The following is a 13,566-nucleotide window of genomic DNA, read 5'->3' as shown; positions in this document are numbered from 1 at the left end:
GCCCGGACGGAAGCAGAACCAGACCAGAAGGCAGCCGGGCGCAGAACCCCGCTAGGAGAACCCCGGCATGACCACCGTTGCCGCATACGCAGCACCCGCCGCCAAGGCTCCGCTGGAGCGCACCACCATCGAGCGCCGTGAGGTCGGCGAGTTCGACGTCCTGATCGACATCAAGTTCGCCGGTATCTGCCACTCCGACATCCACCAGGCCCGTGAGGGCTGGGGCGAGGCGATCTTCCCGATGGTGCCCGGTCACGAGATCGCGGGCATCGTCTCCGAGGTCGGCTCCGGGGTCACCAAGTACCAGGTCGGCGACCGTGTGGGCGTCGGCTGCCTGGTCGACTCCTGCCGTGAGTGCGAGAACTGCAAGGCCGGCCTGGAGCAGTACTGCACCGGCGGCAACGTCGGCACGTACAACGCGGTCGGCAAGGACGGCGAGCCCACCTACGGCGGCTACTCGCAGAAGGTCGTCGTCGACGAGAACTTCGTCGTCCGCATCCCCGACGGCCTCTCCCTCGACGTCGCCGCGCCGCTCCTGTGCGCCGGCATCACCACGTACTCCCCGCTCAGGCACTGGAACGCCGGCCCCGGCAAGAAGGTCGCGATCCTCGGCATGGGCGGCCTCGGCCACATGGGCGTGAAGATCGCGCACGCGCTCGGCGCCGAGGTGACGGTCCTCTCGCAGTCCCTGCGCAAGAAGGACGACGGGCTGAAGCTGGGCGCGGACCACTACTACGCCACCAGCGACCCGAAGACCTTCGAGGAGCTGCGCGGCTCCTTCGACCTGATCCTGTCCACGGTCTCGGCTCCGCTGAACCTGGACCAGTTCCTGTCCCTCCTCAGGACGGACGGCGCGTTCGTGAACGTCGGCGCGCCCGAGGAGCCCGTCGCCCTCAACCTCTTCTCGGTGATCGGCGGCCGCAAGACCCTCGCCGGCTCCGGCATCGGCGGCATCCAGGAGACCCAGGAGATGCTGGACTTCTGCGCCGAGCACGGCCTGGGCGCCGAGATCGAGCTGATCGCCGCCTCCGAGATCAACGAGGCGTACGAGCGGGTGCTGAACAGCGACGTGCGGTACCGCTTCGTGATCGACACGGCGACGATCTGACACGGCCGCGCCGACGCAGACCGAGGGCCCCGGAGCCGCACTGCTCCGGGGCCCTCAGCGCGTCGCCGTGCGGCGGCCGAGGGCCCCTCCCGCAACCCGACCATTGGAGAACGGGAGGCCGAGTACCGAAGGAGTAGAACGGCCCCCTCCTCAGGACCGATGTGCCGTGCGGCAGCCCTGCCTAGCGTGAAACCAGGAGCCCGTCCGAACCGTGCACACGAGGAGGCAGCCCCCGATGACCGTCCAGCTCAACCACACCATCGTCGCCGCGCATGACAAGAAGGCCTCGGCCCGGTTTCTCGCCGACATCCTGGGCCTGGAGGTGAGCCCTCAGTACGGCCCCTTCATCCCGGTCGAGATCCCCAACGGTGTGACCCTGGACTACCTGGACTCGCCCGGCGCCATCACGACGCAGCACTACGCGTTCCTGGTGTCGGAGGACGACTTCGACACCATCTTCGGCCGGATACGGGAGGCCGGCCTGCCGTTCTGGGCGGACCCCCACCACCGCCGCCCCGGCGAGATCAACCACAACGACGGCGGCCGGGGCACGTACTTCGAGGACCCGAACGGCCACAACCTGGAGATCCTGACGAGGCCGTACGGCAGCGGCGGCTGATGCTCCGCGCGGAGCATCACCCCTGATACGGCGGCATGACCCCCCAGTGCCACCTCGGCACCGGCTGTTCCGCCGGCGGCACCGCGTCCGGGCCCGAGAAGTACACCGCCAGTCGGGTCCCCCACTCCACGTACGCCAGGAACGCCGAGCGGAACTCCGCGTCCGTCGGCAGGCCGGCCTCGTCGGCGGCGTCCTGGATGAGGTTGACCCAGCGGCGGCGCTGGGGCTCGGTGATGCCACGGCCCATGTGTTTGGCGACCATGTGGCCGTGGCCGCCCTGGGTCTCGGAGTAGGCGGGCGGGCCGCCGAAGACCTCGCCGAGCCACAGGGCCACGTGCTCCGCGTGGGCCGGGTCGAGGTCGGCGAACAGCGGGGCCAGGAGGTCGTCCTTGAGGACCTTGTCGTAGAACGCCGAGGTCAGCCGGGCGAATGCCTCGGCACCGCCCGCCCAGGCGTACAGCGTCGGCACCGAGGAGCCCGCGCCCCGTACCGTCGTCGGCTTGTAGTGGCGCATCTCCTGAATGTGCGGGATGTAAGGGCGGATCTCGGCGAGGAAGTCGCGGAACAGCTCCGACTCGCGGAAGCCCTCCATGTGGTCCTGGCTCGACGTCCAGGTGATGCGCAGGATGAAGTGCTCGAAGTCGTCCTCGCAGCGGGCGAGTTCGTAGTCGACGCAGTGCGGGGACGCGGCGAGCCGGGTCGCGGCGCGGGTGTAGGCGGCCAGGAACTCGGCCGACTTCTGCTCGGGGATGCGGTACCGGATGTATTCCACCGTGTGAGCCGTCATGGCCTCACGGAAACACGAACCGCCCGCCGGAAGCTGCACTTCCGGCGGGCGGTTCGCTATCGGCTCAGCCGACTATTCGATGCTCACTTGGCGTAGTACGCGTTGTAGATCGAGATCGTCGACTTGTTGCCCTTCTTGTCGGCGACCTTGGCGTGGAAGGAGACGGCCTTGCCCTTCGCCGGGTTCTTCACGGTGATCTTGCCGTTCTTGACGTCGAGCTTCTTCCAGGTCTGGCCGTAGTCGTACGACACGTACACGTGCAGCGACTTGAGGTTGCTGCCCGAGGCCGCGCCCACGACGGTGACCGGGAACGTCACCTTCTTGTCGGCCTCGACCCGGCTGTCCAGGCCCGTCTTGGCGCCGAAGCGGACCGTGGAGGCGGGGAGCGTGACCCGGTCGGCGGTCGACTTCTTGGAGCGGAAGGTCCAGCTCGCGTCGATCCGCGTGGAGGCGGCCGCGACCTTGACGCTCCGCTTGACCGAGGTGGTCAGCTTGTACTCGGCGTCGGCGGCCGGAACCTTGAAGGCCTGCTCACCGAACAGCGGGTCGTCGTTGGAGGCGAGCTTGGTGCCGTTGCGGTACAGGTTCGTGGTCACCGCCGTGAAGTCCGACGAGCCGGCGTGCTTGCTCGCGTCCGCGAACAGCGGCAGGAAGCCGTACAGGTCGTTGCCCTCGCGGAACAGGCCGAAGTCCTTGTTGATGTGCGGGCCGAAGACGGCCGTGTTGAAGGTCTTCGTGTAGCTCTGGCCCGCCTTGAAGGTCTGCGGCGTGCCCAGCGTGTAGAACGCGTCGATGACCGGGAAGCCGTCCGCGTCCTTGCCGGCGTACTGCTGGAAGTCCCACGTCCACTGGACCTTGTCCGACGTCGACAGGTACAGCGTGCGCGAGCTCGGCAGCTTCTGCTCGACCGGCGTGCCGAACACGACGTCCTCGGGGAAGACCCCCAGAGGCATCAGCGAGCCGCTCTTGCCCGGAGCCGAGGCACCCAGGTCGTTCTTCACCTTGGCGAGCTCGCCCGCCTTGAAGTGGCGGACCTTGTCACCCTGGATCTTCTTGACCTTGGCGGTGGTGGCGACGTCGTACTCGGCGGTGTCCCCCTTGGTCCACTGCCCGTTCCAGGTCTGGGTCAGGCCGCTCGGGATCTCCGGGCCGAGGTGCGCCAGGCGCAGGTTGGCGAAGGAGTCGAGACCGACGCCGATCCCGATGCCCGCCGCGGCGTAGAAGTAGTTGGTGCTTGCGAGCACCTGCTTGGCCTGCGCGTCCGGCACGGTGATGTCGGCCGACTTGGTGGTGCGGGCGTCGATCGTCACGGAGGTGTTCTTGGTGACGTTCAGCTTCGGCTGGACCACCCAGTCGAGGCCGCCCTCCAGGTTCACCCAGTCCTTGGCGATCCAGGCGTCCATCAGATACGTGCCCTTGGGCAGCCGCATCTTGGTGACGCCGGACTCGGTGACGGGCACCTGGAATCCGCGGTCCGTGGCCAGGCCCGAGTAGCCGAGGAAGGCGGTGTTGTACTCCGGGGCCGGCTTGCCGTCCTTGCCGATGTGCTTGACGGTGACGTCGTACGACTCGATCTCACGCTGCACCGCGGCGGCCGTACGGACACTCTGCCCGCCGCCCGTCGCCGTCACGTACGCGGAGTAGGCGCCGTCGACCGTGCCGCCCAGCTTGGTGTCGACGGTGAAGCCGACGGAGGCCTTGCCGCCCGCCGGGACCGTCACCTTCGTCGCGCCGAGCTTGAAGAAGCCGGCCGGAGCCGCCTGGCCCTTGGGGTTGGTGGCCGTCGCGGCGAGCTGGAGCGTGACGTCCTTGGTACCGAGGTTGCGGTACGTCAGCTCCTTGGTGACGGGCTTGTCGTCGGTGTGCGGCCACTGCTGCGTCCCGAAACTCACCGACACCGGGTCGGCGATCAGGGTCTGCTGGATGGCCTTGTCGACCTGGATACGGCCCGAACCCTGCTGGAACGGCGTGTACTTGCCGCCCTTGGTGGAACCGGTGAGCGCACCCTTGAGCTCGGTGTACGTCCAGTCCGGGTGCTGCTGCTTGAGGATCGCCGCCGCGCCCGCGACATGCGGGGTCGCCATGGAGGTGCCCTCGATGGTCAGGTAGCCGGGCGGGTTCTCGCCGACCTCCTGCTCGATGAGGCTGCCCTTGGCGGACGCCGCCGTGATGGCCACGCCCGGCGCGGTCACGTCCGGCTTGATCGCGCCGTCGCCGAGCCGGGGGCCGGTGCTGGACCAGGGCGCCAGGACGTCCTTGTCGTCGACTGCGCCGACGGTGAGCGCGGCGTCCGCGCTGCCGGGCGAACCGACCGTCTCCGGCCCGGAGTTGCCCGCCGCGATCGCGAAGAGGATGCCCTTCTCGGCGGACAGCTTGTTGACCGTCGCCTCCAGCGGGTCGATCTCCGGGGTGTCGCCGCCGCCGAGGCTCATGTTGACGACCTGGGCGCCCTGTTCGGCCGCCCACTCCATGCCGGCGAGGATGCCGGAGTCGTCGCCGAAGCCGTTGTCGTCGAGGACCTTGCCGTTGAGGATGTCGGCGCCGGGCGCAACGCCCTTGTACTTGCCGCCGGACTTGGCGCCGGTGCCCGCCGCGATGGACGCGACGTGCGTGCCGTGGCCGACCTTGTCCTCGGCGGTGGCGGCGGGGGTGAAGTTCTTGGCCGCGACGACCTGGTCCTTGAGGTCCGGGTGGGTCGCGTCGACGCCGGTGTCCAGGACGGCGATCTTGACGCCCTTGCCGTCGTAGCCGGCCGCCCATGCCTTGGGGGCGCCGATCTGCGCCACGGACTTGTCGAGGCTGGCCTTGCGGACGCCGTCGAGCCAGACGTGCGCGATGCCGGAGGCCGCCTTGTCGCCGTTGGTGAGCGCGTCCCACAGTTCGGGCGTGTCCTGGTGCGGGGTCTGCACCGCGTCGGCGTTGAGGGACTTCAGGGTCCGGCGGACCTTGCCCGCGTCCCGGACGTCCGCCTTGGCGCCGGCTGCGGCGCCCTGGTAGCCGACGATGACCTTCAGGCCCTTGGCCTGGGAGGCGCGGCTCGCGGACTTGTTGAGCTCGGAGATGTCGAACAGCCGCTGGTCGAGCCGGCCGGTGGCGACCAGCCGGGCCGCGTCGGCCGGTATCACCAGCGTGCGTCCGTCGACCTTGCGGATCTGTACGGGTATGTGCTCGCGTCCCTTCGCCCGCTCCAGGCCGACCACGCGGCCCTTGGAGTCGACGGAGACCCGGTCACCCGTGATCAGGGTGATGCGGTGGGGGGACGTGAGCGAGGCAGCGGCGCCGGACGGGCGCTGCTCCGGTTCGGCCGACGCCGGGCTGGTCATTCCCGCGGCGAGGGCGACGGCGGCGGCCGTGGCGACAGAGGCCGTGCAAACTCTCTTGAATTGTCTGCGCAAGTTTCCCCCTTGCAGAAGGTCCGGGCGAATGTGCCCGTTCACCCGGCCGGGGGAGGTCCCGTACGCATGCGCGCCGCCCCCCGGAATACGGAGTATGCCGAGGGGCGATCAGACACCTCAAGAGATGAGAAGAAGGTAAGAAGCACGCCGGCCGACTGTTACGCGACGGCGCGAACTCCGTTACGCAGTCGCCGGGTTACGCCCCCGCGTTCTCCTTGACAGTGATCCGTCCCTTGCGGATGGTCGCCAGCCGCGGGGCCTTTCTCGCGATCGCCGAGTCGTGGGTGACCATGATGAAGGTCAACCCGAGCTCCTTCCACATGCGTTCGAGTACGTCCATGATCTCGTCGCGCATCGACTCGTCGAGATTTCCGGTGGGTTCGTCGGCGAGCAGCACCTTGGGCTGCTTGACGAGTGCTCTGGCTATCGCGACGCGCTGCTGCTGGCCGCCGGACATCTCGGACGGGAGGTGTCCGAGCCGCTCGCCCAGGCCTACGGAGTTCAGGGCCTCGGCGGCCCGTTCGCGCCGCGCCTTCGTCCTGACCCCGAGGGGGACGAGAGCGGTCTCCACGTTCTCCTGTGCGGTGAGGGTGGGGATGAGGTTGAAGGACTGGAAGACGAAGCCGATGTTCTCGCTGCGGACCCTGGTCAGCCGGGTCTCGGAGAGCTTGGCCAGGTCGGTGCCGTCGAGCACGACCTCGCCGGAGGTCGGCCGGTCCAGGGCGCCGATCATCTGAAGGAGGGTGGACTTGCCGCCGCCGGTGGGGCCCTGGATGACGAGCCGGTCACCGTCGGCGATGGTGAGGTCGACTCCGTCGAGGGCGTGGACGGTGTCCTTGCCTCGGGTGTAGCGCTTGGTGACGCTTCTGAGTTCGTACATGGGGTGCTCCTGGGTGGGGTGAGGTTCGGGGGTGGTTCACGTCGTTTCGTCTGCGGGTGGGTGGGGGCTGGTCGCGCGGTTCCCCGCCCCCCTTGGGGGGTTGCAGTCCCGTCGGCTTGGTGGCCTGTGCAGCTGCGGGTTTCGTCTGCGGGTGAGTGGGGGCTGGTCGCGCGGTTCCCCGCGCCCCTTGGGGGGTTGCGGGCCCGTCGGCCCTCTAGCCTGCGCAGCTCCGGGCGGCGGTCAGGCCAGGCCGCCGGCGAGGCCGCCGCAGCCCACGCACCCGCGGGGCACATGCCTCGCTCAAACCGCGGGCATTCGTGCCGCCCGGGGCGGCGCCTGTCCCACAGAAGCGGCACCCGGCGAGCGCCGGGTTGAGCGACCGCCCCTGCCCAGCCCCGCCGACGTCAGCTACTCGACGCGCCGCAGCGCGTCCGCCGGACGGAGCCGAGACGCCCGCCAGCCGCCGAACGCGCCCGCGATCAGCCCACCCGTCACCGCGAGGCCGACCGCCAGGGCAACCGTCGTAAGGCTCACCGGTGCCGTCAGGGCGACGTCGAGTGTCGTGCCGACCGTCTGCCGTCCAGGGCCGCCGCCCCCGAAGCCGCCGCCACCCGGGCCGCCGCCCATGCCGCCACCGCCCCCGCCACCGCCGCCCAACTGGGCCTGCAGTGTCGGGCTGATGGCCGTCACGACGTACGCCCCCGCAAGGCCGATCGCGATGCCCAGCGCCCCGCCAAGCAGCCCGTTCACGATCGCCTCGCCGACCACCTGCCGGGTCACCCGGCCCGACTTCCAGCCCAGTGCTTTCAGCGTGCCGAACTCCCGGACCCTGCGCGACACCGCCGAGGAGGTCAGCAGTCCGGCCACCAGGAACGCGGCGATCAGCACCGCGATGGACAGCCACTTGCCGACGCTGGTCGCCAGGGAGGACGCCGTGGACAGGGAGCCGGACACCGTGTCCGCGAGGTCCGCGGAGGTCGTCACCGTCGTACCGGAGATGTTCTTCTGGATGGCCGACTTGACGGTGTCGATCTGCTGGGAGTCGGACGCCTTGACGTAGATGGTGGTGACCTTGTCCTTGGCGTCGGCGAGCGTCTGCGCCTGCTTCAGCGGGATGTAGAGGTTGGCGGCCGCGTCCCCGCTGTCGGGCGTGGCGATGCCGATCACCTTGAACTTGGTGCCCTTGACGGTGACGGTCGAGCCGACCTTGAGCTTCTTCTCCTTGGCGTAGGACGTGTCGGCGACGACGACCTTGGAGTTCGTCTCCGTCGACTTGAACGTACGGCCGCTGGTGATCTTCGAGGAGGTCAGCGGGCCGAGCGCCGGCTTGGTGACGTCGGCGCCGTAGACGGAGTAGTTGTTGACGTCGAAGTCGGCGCCGCCGCCGCGCACTTCGCCCTGCGGCTGGCTGCTGCCGCCCCCGCCCTGCCCGGGCCCGCCGCCCTGCTGGCCCCCGCTGCCGCTCTGGTCCTGCTGGAACTGCCCCCGCGTGAACTGCCCGCTGACCTTGATGACCTGGAGGCTCAGCCCGCCGACGGCGTCCGAGACACCGCTCTGCGTACCGACCTTGGTCACGGTCGAGCTCGCGAGCGTCTGGAAGCCCTGGACCATGACGCGGTCGGTGGACTGCTCCTCGTCGGAGCCGTCTTCCTGGGCGTCGAACTGGAAGCGCGGCCGCTCGGAGCTGTTCGCGGCCGGCTCGGCGGCCTTGGTGACGGTCATGTCCGTGCCCAGGCCGTACAGGGACTGCAGGACCTTGTCCTGGGCCTGGCTCATGCCGGAGGACACGGAGTTGACCACGATGACCAGCGCGATGCCCAGCGCGAGTCCGGAGGCGACGACGAGGGCCGCCTTTCTGCGGCGGCGCAGCTCGCGCCTCAGGTAGGTGAAGAACATGGGCCGCAAAGTAGGTACGGCGCGTGATGAAGGGATAAGGCCGAAATAAGAGATGGATGAGAACGCTGGGAGCGTCCCCGGAAACACCGATGCCGCCCCTGGGGGCGGCATCGGTTACTTGTGAGGGGACTGTGCGGCGGCTACGCGCGCGGGACGGATCAGACGGCCGAACCGGCCTTCCACTGCGCCCAGTCCATGTTCCAGCCGTTGAGGCCGTTGTCCGGCGCGATCGTCTTGTCGCCGGTGTTCTGGACGACCACGACGTCACCGACGATCGAGTTGTTGTAGAACCAGTAGCCCGCGGTGCCCTTGTCGTTGGCGCCCTTGGTGTCGGACAGGCCCACGCAGCCGTGGCTGGTGTTCACGCTGCCGAAGATGGACTTGGCACCCCAGTAGTTGCCGTGGATGAAGGTGCCGGAGCTGCTGAGGCGAATGGCGTGCGGCACGTCCTTGATGTCGTACTCGCCCTTGCCGTCGTCGTCCGTGAAGCCCACGGTCGCGCCGTTCATGCGCGTCTCCTTGAACTTCTCCGACATCACCATGACGCCCTGATAGGTCTTGTTCTCCGGCGAACCGGCCGAGATCGGGATGGTCTTGATGGTCTTGCCGTCCTGCGTGACCTTCATCTGCTTGGTCTTCGCGTCGACGTAGGAGACCTGGTTGCGGCCGATCTTGAAGGTGACCGTCTTCTCCTGGACGCCGTAGACACCGTCGGCGCCCTCGACCCCGTCCAGGGCCATCTTCAGGGTGACGGTCGAGCCCTCCTGCCAGTACTCGTCGGGCCGGCAGTCCATGCGGGTGTCGTTGAACCAGTGGCAGACGACTTCCTGGCCGCTGGTGGTGGAGACGGTGACGCCCTTCTGGACGGCCGCCTTGTTGCTGATCGACTTGTCGAAGTTGATCGACACGGGCATGCCGACGCCGACGGTCGAGCCGTCCTCCGGCGTGAAGTAGCCGAGGAAGCTGTTGTCCGGGGAGACCGTCGTGAAGGAGGCGTTCTCGTGGGCGTCCAGGCCCTTCGCGTCCTTCGCGGTCACCGCGATCTTGTAGGTGGTCGAGCGCTCCAGCTGGGCGCTGGGCTTCCAGCTGGTCTTGTCGGCGGATATCTCGCCCTCGACCGCGGCGCCCTCGGCGGTCTTCATCGTCACCTCGGTGAGCGTGCCTTTGCTCACGGTGACGGCGGCGGAGTTGTTGATGGAGGCGTTGTCGGTGCCGTCCTCGGGCTTGATCTTGATCTGGGCCTCGGAGGTCTTCTTGGCGGCCGCCTCGTCGACCTTGGCCTGCGAGGAGTCGCCGCCGTCGCTGCCGGCGTCGTCGTCGCCGCCGGAGCAGGCCGAGAGCACCAGGACACCGCCGAGCAGAGCGGACGCGACCGTCAGGCCCTTGCGCCGCCTACTGTTCGTCATCACACGCTTCTCCATCTTCCCGAATCCCCAGAACCCCGAGAGTCCCCGTCAAGAATCTTCAACGCTACGACCGGTTCGTCCCGTTCCACATCCCACGCATGTGTGGGGCACACCACGTCTGCCGGGGCAGGTGGTGCGGGTTTCGGTCAGTGCGCCCCATGAGACGACGAAACCCCGGGCGGCGGTTGCCGTCCGGGGTCACGATTTCCCCAAGACGCCTCAGCCGGCCCGCTCGGCCACTTCGCGGTCGAAGTCCTCCTCACCATCATCCTCGCCGAGATCCCACTCCGGCGAATCCGGGTCGTAGTCGATGCGCTCGCTGGACCAGGAGGCCTGCGCGAGCTCGACTCCCGGCACCTCGCTGACCAGGTCGAATGGATCAACGAGATAGGCGAGGGCCTCGGCAGTGTCTTCCGTCACAGCGCTCTCGGCGTGGGCCCGTTCGTCGACCGGCATGGTGACGTCGTCGGCGATCCGCCGCAGGGCGGCCTCGGTCACGGCGTCGCGGTCGTCCACTTCGAGAACTAGCTCGACCCGAAGCCGTACAAACCGTGATGTTTCTGGAGTACTCATGCCCGGAGCGTACGGCCCTTTTCCCCCGTGACTTTCCCGTGACCCGCGACTTTCACTAACATCTGCCCACACGGCCAATTCGCCAGCGCCACAAGGGGATCGATATTCCGTGTCCGCCGCTCATCGATCGACGTCCACCGCACGCCGATCGCTGCTGACCGCCACCGCCGCGGGAGCCCTGCTGGGCGCCCTGTGGTTCGTACCCTCCGCCAACGCGACGGGCGACGGGCCGGCGAGAACCGAGCCTTCGGCGACACCCACGACCCAGGTCACCCAGCAGGCGCGGGCCGCGTCCGAGAGCGCCGACGACAGCACCGGGGACGGCACCCGGCTGGCCGACACCGGAAGCTTCGACACCACGCCGTACATCGTCGGCGGGACCGTCTTCCTCGCCGTGGGCGCGGGTTTCGTCGCCTACTCGGTGCGCCGGGAACAGCTCGGCTTCTGAACTCGCTTGACGATTCCTTCACATCGGCTTCATAGTCCGCTCATGAAGAGATCATCGGGCGTGCGCGCAGCCGCCACGGTTGCCGTGAGCGCACTGTCGCTCGCCCTTGTCACGGGTTGCGGTGGGGGGTCGGACGACTCGAACGGGTCGGACCGGCAGGCCGCGAAGGCGCTCAGCGCCGCGGAGTTGAAGAAGGCGATCATCGCGCAGGGCGATGTCGAGGGTTACGAGGTGGACGACTCCGGCAAGCAGCTGCCGAAGTCCAAGGACCAGATCAAGAGCAGCGAGGCGCAGTGCCAGCCGCTCGCCTACGCCATGGGCGGTCTGCCGCCGGGCGACTCGGCGTCGGACGCGGCCGTCATGACCCGCGAAAAGAAGAAGAAGCCCACCGACAACGCCTCCAAGTCCCTGGAGGACCTGAGCGAGGGCGAGATCGAGGACTCGCTCACCGACGCGATGAGCCTCAACATGACGGTCGTCGGCCTGTCCTCGTACGACGGTGACGGTGCCGCCGACACCTTCAAGTCCGTGTCGGACGCGGTGAAGAGCTGCTCCGGAGGCTTCCCCCTCACCATGCAGGGCACGGACCAGAAGGTCACCAAGATCACCGCGGAGAAGGCGTCCGGCGCCGGTGACGAGTCGGTGGCGTTCACCGCGGTGAACGAGGAGGACGGCGACGAGGGCACCACGCACATCGAGGTGGTGCGGCACGGCAGCACCATCGCCACGTACTACACGATCAACATCGGCCTGATGTTCTCGGACAAGCCGTACGACGTCCCGGCCGCCCTGATCGACGCGCAGAGCGCCAAGCTGAAGTAACCCGCTCAACAACCAGCCCGCTCAGGACGCATCGGGGCCCTGTCGGTCGTACGACAGGGCCCCTTGCATGTCACTGGAGCGGCCCGGCGACCTTCTCCACTGCGGCGACGAGCTCTCCGGCCCGCACGAACGCGTCGGCCGCGGCGAGGTCGGGTGCCAGGAACCGGTCGGGCCCGGCGCCCTGGACCCCGGCGTCCCGTACGGCGTCGATGACCGCCTGCGAGGCCGGCGCCGGGGCGAGCCCCTCCCTCAGTTCTATGGCGCGGGTGGCGGCGTAGAGCTCGATGGCCAGGACGCGCGTGAGGTTGTCGACGGCGGTACGGAGCTTGCGTGCGGCCGACCAGCCCATGGAGACGTGGTCCTCCTGCATGGCGGAGGAGGGAATCGAGTCGGCGGACGCCGGAACGGCCAGCCTCTTCAGCTCGCTCACCAGCGCCGCCTGTGTGTACTGGGCGATCATCAGCCCCGAGTCGACACCCGCGTCGTCGGCCAGGAACGGCGGCAGCCCGTGGCTGCGGTTCTTGTCCAGCAGCCGGTCGGTACGGCGCTCGGCGATGGAGGCGAGGTCGGCGACGGCGATGGCCAGGAAGTCGAGCACGTAGGCGACGGGCGCGCCGTGGAAGTTGCCGTTGGACTCGACACGTCCGTCGGGCAGCACGACCGGGTTGTCGACGGCGGACGCGAGTTCCCGCTCGGCGACGAGCCGTGCGTGCGCCAGGGTGTCCCGCCCGGCGCCGGCGACCTGCGGGGCGCAGCGCACCGAGTACGCGTCCTGGACGCGGGGCGCGTCGTCCTGGTGATGCCCGGTCAGCTCCGAACCCTTCAGCACGGCGAGCATGTTGGCGGCGGAGGCGCCCTGCCCCGGGTGCGGCCGGATGGCGTGCAGCTCGGGCGCGAGCACCTTGTCGGTCCCGAGCAGCGCCTCGAGGCTGAGCGCGGCGGTGACGTCGGCGGACTTGTAGAGCGCGTCCAGGTCGGCGAGGGCCATGACGAGCATCCCGAGCATGCCGTCGGTGCCGTTGAGGAGGGCGAGGCCCTCCTTCTCACGCAGCTCGACGGGTGCGATGCCGTGCGCGGCAAGCAGCTCACCGGCGGGCCGCACGCTCCCGTCAGGACCTTCCGCCTCGCCCTCCCCCATCAGCGTGAGGGCGCAGTGCGAAAGGGGAGCGAGGTCACCGGAGCAGCCGAGGGAGCCGTACTCGTGGACGACGGGCGTGATCCCGGCGTTGAGCACGTCGGCCATGGTCTGGGCGACCTCCGGCCGCACTCCCGTGCGCCCCGAGCAGACGGTCTTGAGCCGCAGGAACATCAGGGCCCGTACGACCTCCCGCTCCACCCGCGGTCCCATCCCCGCGGCGTGCGAACGAACGATGTTGCGCTGCAGCTGCGCCCGCAGCTCCTGGCTGATGTGCCGGGTCGCCAGGGCGCCGAAGCCGGTGGAGACGCCGTAGACGGGCTCGGGCTTGGCCGCCAGCGCGTCCACGATCCCGCGAGCCGCGGCCAGCGCCGCAACCGCCTCCTCCGACAGCTCGACGCGGGCCCCGCCCCGCGCCACGGCAAGAACGTCGGACGCGGTGACCCCGGACGTCCCCACCACCACAGTGTGCATATCCATATTCAGGAGCGTACGCA

At 69.0% G+C, this 13,566-nt stretch carries 11 protein-coding genes; 4 read left to right on the top strand and 7 right to left on the bottom strand.

The genetic code is table 11. The annotated features are described in order from the left end of the window. The first annotated feature begins 67 nt into the window (after nucleotides 1-67). Both AB5J55_RS26805 and AB5J55_RS26800 read left to right on the top strand, forming a co-directional pair. Nucleotides 68-1,108 (top strand): NAD(P)-dependent alcohol dehydrogenase, encoded by a 1,041-nt coding sequence (locus AB5J55_RS26805; protein WP_369273077.1) that lies wholly within the window; start codon nucleotides 68-70, stop codon nucleotides 1,106-1,108. Between the two features lie 235 nt (nucleotides 1,109-1,343). Next, the gene (locus tag AB5J55_RS26800; protein ID WP_369273076.1) at nucleotides 1,344-1,727 is read left to right on the top strand and encodes a VOC family protein; all 384 of its coding nucleotides are present in this window, start codon (nucleotides 1,344-1,346) and stop codon (nucleotides 1,725-1,727) included. A 16-nt stretch (nucleotides 1,728-1,743) separates the two neighbouring features. Here the strand turns inward: AB5J55_RS26800 and AB5J55_RS26795 are convergent, their stop codons facing one another. The 6 genes from AB5J55_RS26795 to AB5J55_RS26770 all read right to left on the bottom strand — a co-directional run bounded on the left by AB5J55_RS26795 (nucleotide 1,744) and on the right by AB5J55_RS26770 (nucleotide 10,664). Then, nucleotides 1,744-2,514 carry a group II truncated hemoglobin gene (locus tag AB5J55_RS26795; RefSeq protein WP_369273075.1) on the bottom strand — a complete coding sequence of 257 codons (771 nt, stop codon included), beginning with the start codon at nucleotides 2,512-2,514 and terminating at the stop codon, nucleotides 1,744-1,746. Between the two features lie 83 nt (nucleotides 2,515-2,597). Further along, nucleotides 2,598-5,837, bottom strand: coding sequence for a S8 family serine peptidase (locus AB5J55_RS26790; RefSeq protein ID WP_369273074.1), 3,240 nt, complete (start codon nucleotides 5,835-5,837; stop codon nucleotides 2,598-2,600). A 268-nt stretch (nucleotides 5,838-6,105) separates the two neighbouring features. Then, on the bottom strand, nucleotides 6,106-6,789 hold the full coding sequence (locus tag AB5J55_RS26785; RefSeq protein WP_369273073.1) for an ABC transporter ATP-binding protein: 684 nt from the start codon (nucleotides 6,787-6,789) through the stop codon (nucleotides 6,106-6,108). A 408-nt stretch (nucleotides 6,790-7,197) separates the two neighbouring features. Further along, nucleotides 7,198-8,685 (bottom strand): ABC transporter permease, encoded by a 1,488-nt coding sequence (locus tag AB5J55_RS26780; protein WP_369273072.1) that lies wholly within the window; start codon nucleotides 8,683-8,685, stop codon nucleotides 7,198-7,200. A gap of 158 nt (nucleotides 8,686-8,843) precedes the next feature. Next, a complete protein-coding gene (locus AB5J55_RS26775; protein WP_369273071.1) occupies nucleotides 8,844-10,091 on the bottom strand; it encodes an Ig-like domain-containing protein in 1,248 nt (415 codons plus the stop codon). 219 nt (nucleotides 10,092-10,310) lie between these two features. Then, nucleotides 10,311-10,664, bottom strand: a complete 354-nt coding sequence (locus tag AB5J55_RS26770; RefSeq protein WP_369273070.1) for a hypothetical protein — start codon at nucleotides 10,662-10,664, stop codon at nucleotides 10,311-10,313. Nucleotides 10,665-10,773: 109 nt separating this feature from the next. On the opposite strand from AB5J55_RS26770, the gene AB5J55_RS26765 reads away from it, so the two are divergent. Together AB5J55_RS26765 and AB5J55_RS26760 are read left to right on the top strand one after the other, a co-directional pair. After that, nucleotides 10,774-11,112: an LAETG motif-containing sortase-dependent surface protein gene (locus AB5J55_RS26765; RefSeq protein ID WP_369273069.1), complete on the top strand. Its 339-nt coding sequence runs from the start codon at nucleotides 10,774-10,776 to the stop codon at nucleotides 11,110-11,112. 42 nt (nucleotides 11,113-11,154) lie between these two features. Continuing rightward, nucleotides 11,155-11,934, top strand: a complete 780-nt coding sequence (locus AB5J55_RS26760) for a hypothetical protein (RefSeq protein ID WP_369273068.1) — start codon at nucleotides 11,155-11,157, stop codon at nucleotides 11,932-11,934. A gap of 70 nt (nucleotides 11,935-12,004) precedes the next feature. On the opposite strand, the gene hutH is transcribed toward AB5J55_RS26760, so the two are convergent. Further along, on the bottom strand, nucleotides 12,005-13,543 hold the full coding sequence (hutH, locus tag AB5J55_RS26755) for a histidine ammonia-lyase (RefSeq protein WP_369276310.1): 1,539 nt from the start codon (nucleotides 13,541-13,543) through the stop codon (nucleotides 12,005-12,007). Nucleotides 13,544-13,566: the final 23 nt, after the last annotated feature.

Origin of the sequence: Streptomyces sp. R11 (assembly GCF_041051905.1) — a bacterium.
In the GTDB taxonomy this organism is placed as follows: Bacteria; Actinomycetota; Actinomycetes; order Streptomycetales; family Streptomycetaceae; genus Streptomyces.
The sequence above is the reverse complement of the archived record's forward strand: the minus strand, read 5'-3'. Positions and strand labels throughout refer to the sequence as shown.